At 56.6% G+C, this 17,050-nt stretch carries 14 protein-coding genes; 3 read left to right on the plus strand and 11 right to left on the minus strand.

Annotated elements, in window-relative coordinates:
* The first annotated feature begins 78 nt into the window (after positions 1–78).
* The gene (locus U738_RS00960) at positions 79–540 is read left to right on the plus strand and encodes an META domain-containing protein (protein WP_035576577.1); all 462 of its coding nucleotides are present in this window, start codon (positions 79–81) and stop codon (positions 538–540) included.
* 7 nt (positions 541–547) lie between these two features.
* On the opposite strand, the gene U738_RS00965 is transcribed toward U738_RS00960, so the two are convergent.
* Positions 548–1,687 (minus strand): FAD-dependent oxidoreductase, encoded by a 1,140-nt coding sequence (locus U738_RS00965; protein WP_035576578.1) that lies wholly within the window; start codon positions 1,685–1,687, stop codon positions 548–550.
* Positions 1,688–1,719: 32 nt separating this feature from the next.
* Positions 1,720–3,114 (minus strand): GGDEF domain-containing protein, encoded by a 1,395-nt coding sequence (locus U738_RS00970; RefSeq protein WP_035576579.1) that lies wholly within the window; start codon positions 3,112–3,114, stop codon positions 1,720–1,722.
* Between the two features lie 165 nt (positions 3,115–3,279).
* Between U738_RS00970 and U738_RS00975 the strand changes: the two genes are divergently transcribed.
* Positions 3,280–3,675: a transcriptional regulator gene (locus U738_RS00975; protein ID WP_306448728.1), complete on the plus strand. Its 396-nt coding sequence runs from the start codon at positions 3,280–3,282 to the stop codon at positions 3,673–3,675.
* 39 nt (positions 3,676–3,714) lie between these two features.
* Here U738_RS00975 and U738_RS00980 read toward each other — a convergent pair whose 3' ends face one another.
* The 7 genes from U738_RS00980 to U738_RS01010 form a co-directional block, all read right to left on the minus strand.
* A complete protein-coding gene (locus tag U738_RS00980; RefSeq protein ID WP_035576580.1) occupies positions 3,715–5,877 on the minus strand; it encodes an FAD-dependent oxidoreductase in 2,163 nt (720 codons plus the stop codon).
* Positions 5,878–5,962: 85 nt separating this feature from the next.
* Positions 5,963–6,574, minus strand: a complete 612-nt coding sequence (locus U738_RS00985) for a TIGR04282 family arsenosugar biosynthesis glycosyltransferase (protein WP_035576581.1) — start codon at positions 6,572–6,574, stop codon at positions 5,963–5,965.
* On the minus strand, positions 6,564–7,286 hold the full coding sequence (locus U738_RS00990; protein WP_235208622.1) for a TIGR04283 family arsenosugar biosynthesis glycosyltransferase: 723 nt from the start codon (positions 7,284–7,286) through the stop codon (positions 6,564–6,566). Before U738_RS00990 ends, U738_RS00985 begins: the two co-directional genes overlap by 11 nt.
* Positions 7,273–7,911: an ATP-binding cassette domain-containing protein gene (locus U738_RS00995; RefSeq protein ID WP_035576582.1), complete on the minus strand. Its 639-nt coding sequence runs from the start codon at positions 7,909–7,911 to the stop codon at positions 7,273–7,275. The genes U738_RS00990 and U738_RS00995 overlap by 14 nt, the downstream gene beginning before the upstream one ends.
* Positions 7,912–7,921: 10 nt before the next feature.
* On the minus strand, positions 7,922–9,595 hold the full coding sequence (locus U738_RS01000) for an ABC transporter permease (RefSeq protein ID WP_035576583.1): 1,674 nt from the start codon (positions 9,593–9,595) through the stop codon (positions 7,922–7,924).
* Between the two features lie 3 nt (positions 9,596–9,598).
* Entirely contained in the window at positions 9,599–10,819 is a 1,221-nt protein-coding gene (locus U738_RS01005; RefSeq protein ID WP_035576585.1) for an ABC transporter substrate-binding protein, read from the minus strand.
* A gap of 30 nt (positions 10,820–10,849) precedes the next feature.
* Positions 10,850–11,893, minus strand: coding sequence for an aminoglycoside phosphotransferase family protein (locus tag U738_RS01010; RefSeq protein ID WP_035576586.1), 1,044 nt, complete (start codon positions 11,891–11,893; stop codon positions 10,850–10,852).
* Positions 11,894–12,242: 349 nt separating this feature from the next.
* Here U738_RS01010 and U738_RS23770 point away from each other — a divergent pair, with 349 nt between their 5' ends.
* Entirely contained in the window at positions 12,243–12,767 is a 525-nt protein-coding gene (locus U738_RS23770) for a GNAT family N-acetyltransferase (RefSeq protein WP_035576587.1), read from the plus strand.
* Between the two features lie 137 nt (positions 12,768–12,904).
* On the opposite strand, the gene U738_RS01020 is transcribed toward U738_RS23770, so the two are convergent.
* Positions 12,905–13,978, minus strand: a complete 1,074-nt coding sequence (locus U738_RS01020) for a TauD/TfdA dioxygenase family protein (RefSeq protein WP_035576588.1) — start codon at positions 13,976–13,978, stop codon at positions 12,905–12,907.
* Positions 13,979–14,182: 204 nt separating this feature from the next.
* Positions 14,183–17,029 carry a valine--tRNA ligase gene (locus tag U738_RS01025; protein ID WP_035576589.1) on the minus strand — a complete coding sequence of 949 codons (2,847 nt, stop codon included), beginning with the start codon at positions 17,027–17,029 and terminating at the stop codon, positions 14,183–14,185.
* Positions 17,030–17,050 lie beyond the last annotated feature (21 nt).

Consider the following 17,050-nt stretch of genomic DNA (forward strand, 5'->3'; position numbering starts at 1 on the left):
AAAACTGTTGTTAAGAACCGTTGTTAAGAACTATTGTTAAGAACTAGCCGGTAATCGTTAAACAAGGGAAAGATCACCATGACCATGAAAGGTTGGCGTTTACTGCCACTGTTAGCCTCGGCTGCACTGCTGTTAAGTGCGTGTAGCAGTGCGCCTGGACCAAGCTCGGTACCGCAAGACGGCCCAAGTGGCTCCTCGCTCTCGGGTGCTATCGTCGATCAACGTTGGAACCTGCTGTTAGTGGGCACCGATGAAAGGTTGTCGATGCCGGAAGCAGCCTTTTTCCAGATTTCACCGAATGGAAGCGTCACCGGCCACGATGGCTGTAACCGTTTTACCGGCGAGGTAACGCTCGGCGAGAACCAACGCATTGAATTTAGCGAACTGGCCACCACGCGCATGGCGTGCCCTAAAATGGAAGACGCTCAGCGAGTGACGAATATGTTGGAGAGCGCCTATCGTTACTTGATCGACCATGATCGCTTGGTCTTTTTTGGCCCAGACAGCCGAGTATTAGGCGGTTGGCGCGAAGGAAACTAACGGACAGTCAGTCCTCAAAAGGCGGATTGAAACGGGCAATAAAGCGCGCATCAATGCGCTTTTTCCATTCCCATACCCATTTGCCTGAAAGGCCAAGGGCGCCGCGGCTGGCAATGGCGCGGCCGTCGCCGGTACCAATCAGTGCCAATACGCGTTTGGGTGGCTGCCAGGGGGATAGTGGCTCACCGTGGCAGGCGCGGCGTAGGTTGTTTGCCAAGTGCGGACCCATACGCACCGCATAAACCCCTGCGCTGGGCAGCGCCGGGGTCAAACCTGCACAGTCGCCAACGGCAAAAACACTCGGCTGGCCTGTGACTTCCAGCGTGTTCTCTACGCGGATAAAACCGTGTTTGTCCAACGGCAGCGCGGTGTCCTCAAGCCAAGGGTGGCCAACCGCGCCGGTTGCCCATAGCACGATATCCGCATCGAGGCGTTTATCATCATGGGTTGCGACGCCGCCTGCAATCAGTGTTTCTCCGCGTTGCTCAAAGTGAACGGAGATACCTGCTTTGGAGAGCGCACGCTTTATTAGCCAGCGTGGTAAGCGCCCGGCATCCGGCAGCAGTTCGTTAGCAGCGCTGAGCAAATGCCCCTGCCACTCAATATCCGGGCGCTGTTGGCGCAACTGGGCCAGTACGCTCATTAGCGTTTCACAGCCTGCGGCGCCTCCGCCAACGCCCATCACCCGTTGGGTGCCGCCGTCAGGTAAATGGCTAATTTCGTTCTGCAGTGCCTGCCAGCGCTGGTGCAAGCTGCTTAATGGGCGCATGGCGAGTAGCTTGGGGAGTTGCTCTCCGTGCTGCTGGGGGAGCGTCAGGGTCGAGCCGATATTGAAGGAGGCCACATCAAAATTAACCTGCTCGCCATTCTCCAGCGCCACATGGCGTAGTAGCGTGTTAATAGTTTTAGCTGGGGAAAGAATCAATCGAGCGTTGGCCCGTTGGCATAACGCAGCCACGTTGATTTGCGTCTCGCGCAGCGTGCACTCTCCCGCCAGCCACGCGGGCACGCTGCCTGAGTAAGCCGCTAACGGACTATCGCTCACCACGGTAATCGCGATGTTGGGTTCCGGCTGGAGGGCAAAGGCTTCGAGTACAAAGGCGTGGGCATGGCCCGCACCAATCAGTAATAACCGCTGCATGGGCATCGCCTATTCGAAAACTGTGTGCTGTTGGGTGATTAGCAAATAATGACCCGATTTTTACCCGCCATCTTGGCCAGATACATGCCTCGATCCGCCCGCTCAAATAGTTGGCGGGGCTGGTCACCGGGCTGCACAAGGGTTAGGCCGATACTAATCGTTAATTGGTCAGCGGTGGCGAAAGTGTGTTGTTCCACATTGCGGCAAAGCCGGTTAGCCAGGGCTAGGCTGGCATCTTGGTCATGTCCCTTGGTGATGACGACGAACTCTTCGCCTCCCCAGCGGCCAAGATGGTCATCATCTCGCAACGATTTCTGCACTAAATGTGCCATATCACGCAAGATGTCGTCGCCTACTGCATGCCCATAGGTATCGTTAATATTTTTAAAATCATCAATATCAAACATCAACATGGCGAAACTGACTGACGAATCGAGCAAATCCTCAATCACTAGCTCGGTGTAGTAACGATTCCAGCATTTCGTTAAAGGATCGGTATGGGCCAGGCCCTCAAGGCGTTGATTAGTTTTGGTTAACTGGCGATTGAGGCGAACGACCTCCTGGGCTGTAATAGCCACTGCCAAATCATCGGCCAGCTCAATCATCATAGCGGCTTCCAGTGGCATCCAATAACTCAAGGCGTCTTGAAGCGTTACATCCGCAGCCAAGGTGGGGTGTAGCGGCTGTTGACGAAACAGCAGTAACCAACCCAATGAAGCATTCGCAACGCTGAGCGGGGCCGCCAAGCCTCCTTGGCAACTGCCAGTTAGCTCGGCGATTTCGTCATGGGCGTTCTGTTGGTTCAACTGCTGTAGCTGATGAAATAACTGGTGCTTGGAGGGACATTCGCCAAAGCAGTGTAGATCGCCCTGATACGTCAGTGCGATACCCTCAGCCTGAAAAATATCGCACCAACTGGCACCATGATGCTGCAAAATACCATCGATGGACGTCAGGCGTTTAATATCTCGTGATAGCAGCTTGCGGCGCGACTTTAAACCTGACTGGCGAGCGGCCATGCGCTCTGCTTTTAACAAGCGTAAGCGTTGGGACGCAATATCGATGAGCAACTGAATCCATTTGCCTGGTCCAGCGTCGACCGCAGGGGGATGCCCAATATAGCCCCACACGCCATGTTCGCCATTTAGCTCATAAAGTTGCAGTTCTGAAGCCGCTAGGTCGTCGTAACAACGAATAGCGAGCAGGGGGGAATGAGAGGTCAGGGTACTTTCCATCGGGTAGCAGTATGCCAAGCGGAGATTGCCTGAGCTCAAGCGACGATAAAGCGTGATCGGTTTAGCCTGTGTGAGCGAGTGCAGCATTTTTGCCAGCAGCTCAAAAAGCTCAAGAGGAGTGGCCGAGCTGCAGAGTAATGCCAGCTCATGACACAGGTGGTCAATATTTTGCACCGATGGAGATAGTGTGCCACTCATCCTGAATGACTCCTCAAGCGCCGCGCTTCAGCGTTTAGCATAGCCACTCGCCCGCTTCGGCTAAGCGAAAGCTCAAAATTGAATTAATGATTCAATCAAAAGGTGAACCGTTATTCAACTATTATTGAACAATCGCTTCACATTGGCGGCATGAATGAAAAAATCATGTTCGCCGAACGTCTGAAAGCGGCGCTAGAAGCAGCCGGTTACGAACCGCGACCGTCAGTGCTAGAACGGGAATTTAACCTGCGTTACTGGGGAAAGCCGATCACGTTCCAGGCCGTTAGGCGCTGGCTGCGCGGTGACTCAATCCCCAGTCAGGATAAGCTCCAGGTGTTGGCTCGCTGGCTGTTAGTCGATCCGCACCACTTGCGCTACGGCGCCAGCACCGCTTATACGGTCAGCGAACCTTCCGCAAGTTGGGACGTTTCATCTACCAGTGAAGAGCGCCAATTGCTGGCACTCTACAGGGAGCTTCCCGCTGCCCAGCGTAAAGTAGTGCGCGAAATTATTGAAACATTCGCCAAAGTGCACCCGCCTGCTAACGGACGAAACGACTAGGCGTACTTCTTTTTCCTAATTATGCTTCAACTTGGTGCGCTAGGAATCAATTGTTTTAGCTGACTTGTCACCGCGTCGCCAATTGAAGTAGTGCTTCAATAGTGCCAGCACTCGTTCGGGCTTGTGGGCGTTTTTCCACACCCCGGCAGTGGCCTTTGCCGCCTCACCCAGCGTGGGGTAGGGGTGAATGGTGCCGAGTAGCTTATTGAGCCCCAGGCCGTGTTTCATGGCGAGGGTAAACTCACCCAGCCACTCGCCCGCGTTTTCTGCCACGATCGTTGCGCCAAGGATTTTGTCTTTGCCCGGCACCGTGAGCACCTTGATAAACCCCTCTGTGGCGCCTTCGGCAATGGCGCGGTCGCTTTCTGCCATGGCGTAGCGGGTAATTTCATACTCAATGCTTTTTGCCTTGGCCTCCTTTTCATTCAGCCCGACTCTGGCGACTTCCGGTTGTACATAGGTGACCGCGGGCATATAGCGATAGTCCACCGCAAAGCTTTTCAGTTCACCAAACAGCGCATTGACCGCTGCGTGCCACGCTTGGTGAGCCGCCGCGTGGGTAAGCTGGTACGGCCCAGCCAAATCGCCGCAGGCCCAGATGTTGGGTAGGCGGGTTTGCAGCCGCTCGTTAAGTTCTAAAGTGCCCGCTTGGGTGGTTGTAATACCCAGCACATCAAGCCCTAGGCCTTCCACATTGGCTTGGCGACCGGCGCTAACCAGCAGGTAGTCAAAGGGCAGTAGCTTGCGCTCACCGTGATGCTCCACGACCAGTTGGTAGCCTGCGTCGTCGTTGAGTACTTCCAGCGCCTTGGCGTCGGTCATCACCGTTACACCCTCGCTCGCCAGAGTGTTTTCGACGGCTTCGCCGACTTCTGGGTCTTCGCGGCCCAGCAACTGGGGCATGCCTTCCACCAGCGTGGCCTGACTACCCAGGCGGGCAAAGCTCTGGCTTAGCTCGCAGCCAATCGCACCGCCGCCGAGCACTACCAGGCGTTTGGGCAGTTCTGTCAGTGACCATAGGTTTTCAGAGGTGAGCACGGGAGCATGCTCAATACCCGGTAGCGACGGCACCTTGGGGCGGGCACCGGTGGCCAGCACGATATGGCGGGCGGTGAGGGTTTTTTCGCCCACCTGGACGTGCCAAGGCGAGGTTAGCTTGGCGTGATCTTGGTACACCTCAACGCCTAAGCCGTTATAGCGTTCTACGCTGTCGTGGGGTTCGATAGCGCTAATCGCCTGTTTTACATGCTCCATCACCTTGGCAAAATCGACCTGAGGTTCGCTAGATGTCACGCCAAAGCGTGGCGCGGTACGAATCTCGTGGGCAGCGCGGGCGGCGCGTATTAGCGCTTTGGAAGGTACGCAGCCGGTATTCAGGCAGTCACCGCCCATTTTATGTTTTTCCACCAGCGCGACTTTGGCCTTAACAGCGCTGGCGATATAGCTGGTTACCAGTCCCGCCGAGCCGCCGCCGATCACCACAATGTCGTAATCAAAGCGTTGGGGGCAGGTAAAACCCTGGTAGGCCTTGCGCTTCTGCACCAGCAGCACAATCCGCCGCGCGATCCAGGGGAAGATGGCGAGCAGTAAAAATGACGCGATAAGCGTTGGCGAAAGGATGCCTCCCAGGCTCTCCAAATCACCTAGCTGGCCGCCCGCGTTCACATAAATAGCAGTGCCGGGCAGCATAGCGACCTGACTCACCCAGTAAAACGTGAGGGTTTTGATCCGCGTTAGGCCCATGACCAGATTGATCATAAAGAACGGAAATACCGGCACTAAACGCAGCGTGAATAGGTACAGGGCACCGTCGCGCTCGACACCACGATTCACAGAGGAAAACTGGCGCGGAAAGCGTCTCTCAATCGGCTTTTGAAACAGAAAACGCGAGAGTAAAAACGCCAGTGTGGCGCCCATTGTGCTGGCGAAAGAGATAATCAGCAGCCCCCAACCTAAGCCAAATAGTGCACCGCCCAGTAGGGTTAGCAGCGTGGCACCGGGCAGCGAAAGCGCGGTCATTGAGACATATACGGCGAAAAACAGGCCCGCCACCTGCCAAGGGTGTTGATTAAACGCCGCTTGAAAGTCGCTTTGGTATGCCTTGAGGGTCTCTAGCGTGAACCATTGATGGGCACCGCTAAGGAAAAACACGCCAATGGCTGTTATCAGTAGCGCGGCAATAATCAGACGTTGTCGGGTCACAATAAAAAACTCCAGCGCTAAGAAGGTAAGTATCTGCTGTTACTGAGTGAGAAGGGCGCCTGATTCCTTACACTGAAACGGCTAATCAGAGGTTGGCTAGCGCTTTCCAGCGCTGCCAGTCTTCGGGGCGGTCCACGTCCCAGATAGTCGCCGGGTAAGCGGCGCGCAGCCCCAGCTCCTTAATGCGCTGCTGAGTGGTGGTCAGCACGCTTTGGGTGCCCCATGGGATATCTGCAAACAACGTAGGGTAGTCTTGCCGGGTGCCTACAAAGCCATAGCCGCCATCTTCGGCGGGCAGAATCACCACATCGTAGCTGGCCAGTTGCTGCGCGCAGGTAGTCATCAGCGTGCTGGTAATGCTCGGGCAGTCGCTGCCCATCAGCATGGCAGGGCCAGACGTGCTGTTCAGGGCGTGGCGAACCCGTGCGCCTAAATCACCGTCTGGTTGGGGGGTTAACGTCAAACCAAACTGCTCACGAAGCTCTATAAACAGCGGGTGTGCGTGATCCAGCGCCGTCCATAGCGTGACTTTTTCTGCCGTCAATGCTTTGCAAGCATTGGCGACGCAGTGGCGTACCAGCTCCGCGTGGGCGTTGGCGGCGCCCTCTGCTCCCAGTAAAGGCGACAGACGCGTTTTGGCTTGCCCCGCCAGCGGCGCTTTGGCCAGCAGGTGTAGATGGGGCGTTTCAGCGGGCATCGCGATACTCCTTGGCGAGTTGGGTTGCGCTAACGCCGCGCCAGTAGCGGTAGCGTAGCCGCCACATCAGACGGATCGTTTTCCAAGCGCCGTATTGATCCCAGCGCCTGCCCGAGCTTATCACTTTCGCCGTTAGGCAGGCGGGGCGCGATACCTGCTTAAGCCGTTTGGACAGTTCAATATCTTCCATCAGTGGCTGTTCGGGAAAACCACCGACGGCCCTGAAGGCGCTGGCGCGGACAAAGATTCCCTGGTCGCCGGTGGCCATCCCGGTCAGCCGCGAGCGCTGATTCATCATCCAACTCACCATGGGCAGCCAGCGGCTGCGGCCTGAAAGCTGAATAGCAAAGCGCCCCCAGGCGTGGCGGTTAAGCCCCCGTGTTATCTGTTCAACGGCATCATCGGGCAGTTGAGTATCCGCATGCAGAAACAGCAGCGCAGGCGCTCGGGCATGTTGCGCGCCCAGGTTCATTTGTTCACCTCGGCCGGGTGAGCTGCCGAGCACGCGGTCAGCCAGGGGTGTGGCGATGCGAACGCAGCTGTCGCCACTGCCGCCATCGACCACAATGACTTCGACCAGTGCCGAAAGGCGCTGAGCGCGTAGTAACTGTAGCGGCAACAGTGTTGCCTCAATACCGGCTGCCTCGTTAAGTACCGGTATCACGATGCTGAGTTGAGGTGCCTTTTCAATCGAGTTTTCAACCGAGTTCAAGCACAGGCCCTCCTGCTGCCTTGGCATCTGCGAGGTCGTGGGTGACCAGCAGTGCAGGCAGGCCTGCGTCGCGCAGTTGGTTAAACACGAGGGTGCGCATTTCCTGGCGCAGTGCCGTATCCAGCTTGGAAAACGGCTCGTCCAGCAGCACGGCGCGCGGTTTGGAGAGCAGCAGGCGCATCAATGCCACGCGAGCCTGCTGGCCGCCAGAAAGGGTGGCGGGGTCGCGCGCTTCAAAGCCTGCCAGCCCCACTTGTTTAAGCGCTTGGGTGACCTGTTGGTGTTTATCTTGAATATGGCGAGGTAGCCCAAAACGCAAATTGCCGCCCACGCTTAGGTGCGGAAACAGCAGCGGATCCTGAAACAAAAGCCCGATGCCGCGCTTTTCAGCGGGGAGGCTTAACAGGTCTTGCTCGCCCAGCCATACGCCGCCGCTGGCGCTAAAATCTCGAGTAATAAAGCCCGCAATATACGCCAGCAGGGTCGATTTTCCTGAGCCCGATGGACCCATTACGGTGAGCACCTCGCCTGGGGCTATGGTGGTATCCACTGCCAGTAACTCGCGGCCCGCAAGGGCGATGCTAATCTGCTCAAGGCGCAGCGACGCGCTGAAATAAACTGTCACAATGTCCCTCTTAGGTAGCCAGTTCACGGCGGTGGGTGCCCAATAAGCGGGGCAGCCCCAGAGCAAGCATAAAGCCGATCAGTGGCAGGCCCGCCTGCACTAATGCCCAAACGCCGATTAAGCGTCGGTTACCGCCTGCGGCAAGCGCCACCGCCTCGGTCGTTACGGTAGTGACCCGCCCGGCTCCCAGCAGTTGGGTGGGTAAGTATTGGCCAATACTCACCGCCAGGCCCACCGCAAAGGCAGTTAATATGGGCGCTAATATTAGCGGGAGGCGCACTTTCCAAAATGCAGCACTGCGTGACACACCCAGGGAGCGCGCTACCTGTAGCCAGCGTGGATCCAGGCGACGATACGCCTCGGCTAATGATAGATAGACATAAGGCAGCACAAACAGCAGGTGACCTGCGATCACCAAGCCTAGTTGGGGGCGAACGCCCAAACTCTCCGCTGCCACAATCAGACCAAACAGAAAGGCAATTTGCGGCACCAGTAGCGGTAGATAGAGCAGCCATAGTGCGCGCCTCGGTTGAATGTGCTGGCGATGCTCGTTTTCCAGCGTCGTTAACACCAGCGCCGTGGCCAGCGTCGTTGAAATCAGCCCAATCAGCGCGGTATTGACGAGCGGTGTGACCAGCATAGGGCCGCTGCGTTGCCAGTGATCCAGCGTTAGCATCTGCGGTAACAGCTCAGGAAAACGCCAAAAACCGGCCAGCGAAAATAGCCCCAACCCGACCAAGGCCGCCAGCGCCGTCATACTTGCAAATAGTAACGCCGAGCGGCCCACTACGCGCAGGGCGATTTCACCTCGCTGGCGGCTGCCATTGGTCAGCCAGCCTCGCGCCAGCAGGCGGGTCAGTTGTTCCAGTAGCCACCAGCAGAGCAGCGCGGCGATGGTGACCCCCAGTTGTAGTACTGCCGCTGACGAGGCCATAAAGCGGTGGCTAATATCGGGGTCGTTGAACCAGCGCAAGATAGACACGCTCAGCGTGGGAGGCAAGGTCGGGCCGAGAATCAGCGCCATATCGACGACCGAGGTGGCGTAGGCGATCACCGCATACACGGGCAGGCGAATCAGCGGGTAGAGCGAAGGCAGCACGGTTTTTAACCACGCAATGGTAGGTGAATAGCCCAGTGATCGCGCCAGCATTAAGCGCTTTTCAGGCACTAGCTGCGGCAGCGCTGCCAGGCTCATTAGCAGTAGGAACGGCACTTCTTTTAGCACCAGCCCCACGATCAGGGAAAGCCCCCAAGGATCGTTGATGATCAGCGCATCCGGCGGGCGCTCCCAGCCGGTTAGCGATGGCGATATGAGCCGCGCCAACAAGCCCGAAGGGGCAATCAAAAAGGCAAATCCAAACGCGATAGCGGCATGGGGGATGGCGAGTAGAGGCGAAACCAGCCGCCGAATGCTGCGGTCTAGCCATGTGCCCCGGCTGGCGGCCAAAAACAGCACCACAATAACCAGCGCTATGGCTGCGCTGACTAACCCGCTGGTAAAGCTCACCGCCACCGAACGCCACAGCCCCGGCTGGGCGAACAGCATCTGCCAGGGGGCTAAACTACCGCCATGTCCGCCTAGCGCAGGCAAGTAGCCAAATGCTGGCAGCAGCACCATCAGTAGCCCTGCGGCTACCGGTAGTACTAGCAGGGCAATGATGAGCGCCGGGGCCAGTCGCAGCATGGTCTAGTTAACGCCGTAACGCTCAAGCCAGGCATCTTGCAGGGCGGTCATCCAGCTGGGGTGCGGTTCGGGTAGGGTGTTAGACAGCGCGTCCGCGGGTAGCTCTGAAGGGTGTCGATCTCCCTGCTCAAACAGCGCTTGGGCGTCAGTGTCTAGCTGGTTGATATCCAGCACACTGCGGTCGCCCCACATCGCTAACGACTGTTTTTCGGCCTGGGCTTCCGTTGAAAGTAGATAGTTGGCGAGCACCATGGCCCCAGCTTTATGCGGCGAGTTATAGGGAATTGCCACAAAGTGGACGTTACCCAGGGTGCCGCCTTCCAGCACATAGCTGCGTACGCTATCGGGTAATTCATACTCCATGACCGCCACGGCAGCATCAGTGGGGTAGAAAGAAAACGCTAGACTTAGCTCACCATCGCTCATCAATGTACGCAAATTGGGGCCGGAGTCGGGAAAGCTGCGCCCGCTGCGCCACAGGTGCGGGTGCAGCGCATCTAAATAGGTCCAAAGCGGCTCTGTCACGGTCTCGAAATCGCTCTCTGAGAGCGGCTGGTAAAGCGCCTCATCCTGCTCGGTAAGCTCGATCAGTGCTTGTTTCAAAAAGGTGCTGCCGGTGAAGTCGGGAATACGTGGATAACTAAACTGGCCCGAATTGGCTCGAGCCCAGGCGAGTAGCGACTGCATATCCTTGGGGGGAGTCTCGGTTTGGGCGCTGTCGTAATAGAAGGTGATTTGCGCTTTTCCCCAGGGCGACTCGTAGCCTTCGGTAGGCAGTGTGAAGTCGGTGACAACCTCGGGGTTTTCGTCAGCGTTGGTGAGCGCAAAATGGGGCAGCGCCTCGGCGAAGGGGCCGAACAGCAGATCGTTGTCGCGCATGGCTGCGAAGTTCTCGCCGTTGATCCAAATCAGATCAATACTGCCCTCGTCGTGGTTACCCGCCTGCTTTTCGGCTAGCACCCGCGCCACCGCGCTGCCGGTATCGTCCAGCTTAACGTGCTCCACATCGACGCCGTACTGGGCCTGCATTTGCTCCGCCACCCAGTCAATATAACGGTTGGTGCGCGTATCACCCCCCCAGGCATTCCAGTAAACGGTTTGGCCTTCGGCTTGTGACACGACGCTTTGCCAGTCGTCCGGATCAGGGTTGGCCATGGCAGGAAGCGCAAGGCCTAACAGCGTGGTGGCGATCGTGAAGCGTATAGGGTGACGGTTAATCGGCATCGCATATCTCTTGGGTAGGAAGCACAAACGTTATAGGGAAGCTTGCAAGCACTGCAGCTCGCTATGAACGTGATCAATAATCGGCAGCGAGAGGTAGTGCTCAACGCGGTCACGTACGTGGTCAATCACGGCAGGGTCGGTGAGTTCTGCCGACCAGTCTTCTCCCCGTTGCTGGGCATCTTTAGCGTTTAGGTGCTGGGCGCGCCATTTCGCGCACCAGGTCAATGACCACAGCCAGGTAGCGCGACGGCAGGCGACCAGGGTGTCGGTATCGGGTGATTCACTCATGGCTGCTTGCCAGCGGCGGTAAAAGTTAATCACGTCATTCAGCGATAGCACCGCTTGGCTGTTTACATCCCAGGTAGTGGAGGTGTAGAGGCTGGTGTGGGCGAGATCAATGCCCGGCAGGCCGTAGCGACACTTCTCTAAATCCACCAACACCGCGCGGCCATCGTCGCGGATTAAGAAGTTGCCAGGGTGGGTGTCAAAGCTAATCAGCGTCGCGGTTTCATCGTTTAGGCGGGGCGGAAGTAAGTCCAGTTCCTGCTTAATCCGCTGGGTCACTTTACTCGAAAGCTGCGCATCGCCTAGCCAGTTAGCCTGCTGGCGCACTTCATCCACCATCGCCTGCCATGGGTCTTTAGGGGCCAGCAGCGGCGTCTGCGCCGAGGCATTAGGTAGCGTTTGGCGATGTAGGCTGGCCAGGGCATCCGCGATGGCGGGGAGGTCGTCGGGTAGTTGCGCCAAACGCCCACGTATAGCCTCTACCAGCAACCCGCCTCTGGGCAATGCCTCGCTGGGCGGCAGGGTGTCATAAAGTGTCGGCGTGTGCCCGCCAGGGCTAGAGCGCTGGTAACAGGCTCTCTGATAGGCCAGGTTCTCTTCAGGCGGTAGATTCATCTGACTCTGCTTCGGCAGCCGCGCTACCCAGTCATCGCCATCACTGCGATGCAGCCAGACATGATCGTGGGCAAGCCCAGTATCCGCCATCGGGGTAAGCGCTTGGTAGGCAATCCCGGCCCGCTTTAATTCGCTGGCCAGCGCCTGTAAGCGTGCTTCAGTTGGTATTGGCATAGAGCCGTCCGTGTCGTTGCTGAATCAGCGATGCCACTTAGTGGCCGTACTTGTACCAACCTTACACGTTTCGTAAGAAAATGTGGTTAAAGTGGGGTGTAAGGGGCCAATATGTCATGCGCGAGCGCTGCATAGATATTATGAGCCATAACTAATAAGCTACTTATCTTCGATATATTTACCGCTCATGAAAACGTGTCTTTCCGACGGTAGGGCAGATGATTCAAGAGCAAACAGGACGCAGCGGCTCTCCAGAGTCACAGGAAGAGTTTACGTGCAGAGTCTTTAGCTCCTACTCCTACTCCTATTCATCACAGCCTTGGGCTTGATTGCTGTATGCAGGAAAATCATGAGTGACGTAAGGATCAGAGTATTAACCCCGCAAGATTGGCAGCTTTATAAGTCGGCGCGGTTGAAATCTCTTGAGGAGTCGCCTGACTCTTTTGGCTCAACTTATGAGCAGGAAGTAACGCTCTCAGACGCTGAGTGGCAGACACGCTTGGATCTGAAATTGCGAGGCCTGGAGGCTCTGCCCTTAATTGCTGAGTTGGAGGGTCAATCGGTTGGCCTAGCCTGGGGGGTAATACATGAGCCCGATACGAAAATCGCCCAAATCTACCAAATGTGGGTGTCCCCGACACTGCGAGGAAAAGGTATAGCCAAGGCTCTGCTGGGTGAAATGAGTACATGGGCTATCAACAAAAGGTGTGAGTGTATAAAGCTTGCGGTAACGACAAGCAATGCAGCTGCAGTTGGTTTGTATACTTCATATGGGTATGCGCCTAATGGGCCGCTTGAACCACTGAGGGTGGGTTCCGAGCTTATGGTGCAGCCCATGGTTAAGCGGTTGGTCTCTACTGCTCGGGATTTGTGAAAGTTACCCTGAGAGCAATTTTTACGTTCTGCGAGCAGAGTCAGGCATGACTTTTCACGTGTCATACAGCTAATAACGTCACCCTGCTTAAAGAGCGACGCTGATCTGGTAGGCGGTAGATGACACGTCAACAGACCCTAGTTTTGCATGGGAATGTCATCTTTCCACCGAAAACCCACACCACCTGCTTGCCATACGCCATCGCGATTAAAAGGGTGTGGCCCGGATAAATTGATGTACTGCGGCAAGCCAAAGTGAGGTGCCAGGTTCTGCCTGGACTTGATAGTCACGCGATCCATTATCCTCAACCCTTGCTCCTCAGCCGACATATGCGCTTCAGGCGCAGCCCTGTGAGCCAGTGCCCAGTTATCAACGTAGAGTAAATCACCCGTTTGATAGTGATAACGGATCCCATAGCCCTTCTCGAAGGACGCATCGAGAAGATCGTTATAGTCATTGAAAAGCTGTTTCATTTCATCTTCGTTGAGTAAACGAAGCTTATCGGCAGAGGCGGGGGCTTGTTGCAGCTCATCGATTGCAACGCCTTCTTCTGGTAACCGCTCTATAACGGCGCCGGTCATCCCTAAATGAAGCCATACGCTCTTTCGCCCCGAAATAGGATGGGTATGGACGACGGGGTGACTGACCCCTGAATCAGAATTCACAGAGACAAGCCGTTCCCAAAACGCCTGCTTTTCCTTTGGCAGCACGTCGTAGGCTGCCCCCTGATGAGCAAAGTGCGTTCCGCCGCCCTGCTCAGGGGCGCGCGCCATGTAGTAGGCGGAGTGAGAAAACGTTGCTGCTTCGAAGCTGCCATCGTTATGCCACTGGGGGCCAACGCCGAGGATGCCATAGCGCTTGTCATTGGAGCAGCGGAATATGTCCCGGTTCATATCAGGCGTGGCGGGGTGGACGCCATGCGTGGAATGAATTTCTCCAGCGCCCCACCATTTACTCGCACTGACCAGTTCATCTGCTGAGAGATCCGTTTGGTGCTTAAAGACGATAAAGCCCCGATTCGCCATTTCCACTGCTAACGCTTCGATGACTGGCTCTGAAAGTCGGGAACGAACGTCGGCGCCGTAGATTTCCACGCCAAGCGGTTCCAACTGCTTCACCGTCAATCCCGCCTTCTCAAACAGCGTGATACGGCCAGGGTCTAGCGGCGGTATGGTGGGTGGGATGCTGCTGAATTTATCGGTTGTTGCCATATTCGAGCGATCTCAATGAGTGAATTCGAAATGGCTCAGCTCCGTGATTGCAGCGAAAGGCAGCTGAGATCCAGAGCCAAGCGATCTTATAGTCATTGGTCAGGTTGTCATGGGCTTTGTTTCGGATTCAAGCAGTGCTTGGGCAGTAGGGCGAAACTAAAATCGGCACCTTTTGGGTGCCGATTTTAGTGTCTTAGTGTGCGATTACAACGCCTCAATCTTCGCCTTTTGCTCTTCCAGCAGCTGCTTGGTGGCTTGGAATTCGGCCAGCTTGCCTCGCTCTTTATCCACCACGGCGACGGGGGCTTTGGCGATAAAGCCGTCGTTGCCAAGCTTCTTCTCGATGCCGCCGATCAGTTTGTCCTGCTTTTCGATCTCTTTACTAAGGCGGGCGATTTCGGCGTCTTTATCGATCAGATCGGCCATCGGCACCAGCACTTCCATATCACCCACCAACTGCGTGGCTGAGAGCGGGGCATCGTCTGGGTTTTCAAGCCAGGTAACGCTTTCCAGCTTGGCGAGTTTGGACAGGAAGCGACGGTTGCTCTCCAGACGCTCGGCGTCTTCGGGCTTGCCTTTGGTCAGCAGCACGTCAAGCGGCTTGCCTGGGGCGATGTTCATTTCGGCGCGGATGTTACGCACGGCGATGATGACGCCTTTCAACCACTCGATATCCAGGCTGGCCTGATCGTCGATTTTGCTCTCGTCGGCTTCTGGCCACGCTTGCAGCATGATCGACGCGCCATCGCCCATAAATACACCGGCCAGCGGCGAGACGCGCTGCCAAATCTCTTCGGTGATATAGGGCATCATCGGGTGAGCAAGGCGCAGAATCGCTTCGAGCACGCGTACTAGCGTGCGGCGTGTTCCCCGCTTGGCTTCTGCCGTGGCATTTTCATCCCATAGCACCGGCTTAGAAAGCTCCAGGTACCAGTCGCAATACTCGTTCCAAACGAATTCGTACAGCGCCTGGGAGGCGTGGTCGAAGCGGTACTCATCCAGCGCTTTGGTGACCTGGGCTTCTGTTTTCTGCAGCTGCGAGATAATCCAACGGTCGGCCAGAGAGAGTTCAACGTCGCTACCGTCTGTACCGCAGTCTTCACCTTCGGCGTTCATCAGCACGTAGCGCGAGGCGTTCCACAGCTTGTTGCAGAAGTTACGGTAGCCATCCAGGCGATTCATATCAAATTTGATATCGCGCCCAGTAGTCGCCTGGGAGAGGAAGGTAAAGCGCAGCGCATCGGTGCCGTGGGCTTCAATGCCGTCTTTAAACTCGTCCTTGGTGGCTTTGGCAATCGCCTTTGCCTGTTTTGGCTGCATCATATTGCCGGTGCGCTTTTCGAGTAGCTCATCCAGCGTGATGCCGTCAATCAGGTCGATGGGGTCAAGCACGTTGCCCTTGGATTTGGACATCTTCTGACCCTGACCGTCGCGCACCAGGCCGTGCACGTAAACCGTTTTGAACGGTACCTGCTTGGTGAACTTCAGCGTCATCATGATCATCCGGGCGACCCAGAAAAAGATGATGTCAAAACCGGTGACCAGCACGCTGCTGGGGTGGAAGGTCTCCAACTCCGGGGTTTGTTCCGGCCAACCCAGGGTGCCGAAGGTCCACAGGCCTGAGCTAAACCAGGTATCCAGCACGTCTTCGTCTTGGGTGAGCGCAATATCATCGCCCAGTCCGTGTTTCTCGCGGGCTTCGGCTTCCGTGCGGGCAACGTAGACATTGCCTTCGGCGTCGTACCAGGCCGGAATGCGGTGGCCCCACCACAGCTGGCGGGAGATACACCAATCCTGCAGGTCGCGCATCCAGGCGAAGTACATATTTTCGTAGTTCTTGGGCACGAACTGGATATCGCCGTTTTCAACCGCCTCAATGGCGGGCTTGGCGAGGCTTTCCACGGCTACAAACCACTGATCGGTGAGCAGCGGCTCTATCACGTCACCGGAGCGGTCGCCGTAGGGCAGGGTGTTGTTAACGGCTTCGACCTGTTCCAGTAGGCCTAGGGCATCCATATCAGCAACGATCTGCTTGCGCGCTTCAAAGCGGTCAAGCCCTGCGTACTTGGCTGGCAGGGTCGCATCTTCGTCCGGCTGGGGCTGGCCTTTAAGATCAAAAATTTCAGCTTGTTCAAGAATTGCCGCGTTTTTGGAGAAGACATTGATCAGCAGATGGTTCTGACGCTTGCCGACCTCGTAGTCGTTGAAGTCATGGGCGGGGGTGATTTTCACACAGCCCGAGCCTTTTTCCATATCGGCATGCTCGTCAGCAACTACCGGAATACGGCGACCGACCAGCGGTAGCTCAATGAACTTGCCGACCAGAGAGGCGTAGCGCTCATCGTCTGGATTCACCGCCACGCCGGTATCGCCGAGCAGGGTCTCCGGGCGGGTGGTGGCAACCACGAGGTAATCCTTGCCGTCGTCGGTTTTGATGCCGTCTGCCAGCGGGTAGCGGAAGTGCCAGAAGCTGCCCTGCTGCTCTTTGTTTTCTACTTCCAGGTCAGAAATGGCGGTGTGCAGCGTGGGATCCCAGTTGACCAAGCGCTTGCCACGATAAATCAACTTCTCTTCGTGCAGGCGCACAAACACTTCTTGCACCGCTTTGTAGAAGCCGTCGTCCATGGTGAAGCGTTCGCGAGACCAGTCGACGCTGGCGCCCATACGGCGCAACTGGCGAGTAATATGGCCGCCGGATTCGTGTTTCCACTCCCACACCTTGTCGATAAACGCATCGCGGCCCAGGTCGTGGCGGGTCTTGCCCTCTTCCGCTGCAACCTTACGCTCCACCAGCATTTGGGTGGCGATGCCGGCGTGGTCGGTGCCTACCTGCCACAGGGTGTTATTACCCTGCATCCGTTTCCAGCGCGTCAGGGTATCCATAATGGTGTCCTGGAACGCATGGCCCATGTGCAGGCTGCCGGTCACATTGGGCGGTGGAATCATGATCGAAAAAGGCGTGCCCTGGCCGGAGGGGGCAAAACGGTTGTCAGCTTCCCAGCGCTCGTACCAGCGGGTTTCGATCTGTTCAGGTTGGTAGGTCTTTTCCATGGAGAGTTGGCTCACGGCTGG

Origin of the sequence: Halomonas sp. TG39a, assembly GCF_000744395.1 — a bacterium.
Classification (GTDB): domain Bacteria; phylum Pseudomonadota; class Gammaproteobacteria; order Pseudomonadales; family Halomonadaceae; genus Vreelandella; species Vreelandella ventosae_B.

Bases quoted from the DNA above. Each gene is read 5' to 3' on its own strand.
- U738_RS00965 (WP_035576578.1), bottom strand. From the start codon at position 1,687: ATGCCCATGCAGCGGTTATTACTGATTGGTGCGGGCCATGCCCACGCC.
- U738_RS01025 (WP_035576589.1), bottom strand. From the start codon at position 17,029: ATGGAAAAGACCTACCAACCTGAACAGATCGAAACCCGCTGGTACGAG.
- U738_RS00985 (WP_035576581.1), bottom strand. From the start codon at position 6,574: ATGCCCGCTGAAACGCCCCATCTACACCTGCTGGCCAAAGCGCCGCTG.
- U738_RS00975 (WP_306448728.1), top strand. From the start codon at position 3,280: ATGTTCGCCGAACGTCTGAAAGCGGCGCTAGAAGCAGCCGGTTACGAA.
- U738_RS01005 (WP_035576585.1), bottom strand. From the start codon at position 10,819: ATGCCGATTAACCGTCACCCTATACGCTTCACGATCGCCACCACGCTG.
- U738_RS01010 (WP_035576586.1), bottom strand. From the start codon at position 11,893: ATGCCAATACCAACTGAAGCACGCTTACAGGCGCTGGCCAGCGAATTA.
- U738_RS01020 (WP_035576588.1), bottom strand. From the start codon at position 13,978: ATGGCAACAACCGATAAATTCAGCAGCATCCCACCCACCATACCGCCG.
- U738_RS00970 (WP_035576579.1), bottom strand. From the start codon at position 3,114: ATGAGTGGCACACTATCTCCATCGGTGCAAAATATTGACCACCTGTGT.
- U738_RS00960 (WP_035576577.1), top strand. From the start codon at position 79: ATGACCATGAAAGGTTGGCGTTTACTGCCACTGTTAGCCTCGGCTGCA.
- U738_RS23770 (WP_035576587.1), top strand. From the start codon at position 12,243: ATGAGTGACGTAAGGATCAGAGTATTAACCCCGCAAGATTGGCAGCTT.
- U738_RS01000 (WP_035576583.1), bottom strand. From the start codon at position 9,595: ATGCTGCGACTGGCCCCGGCGCTCATCATTGCCCTGCTAGTACTACCG.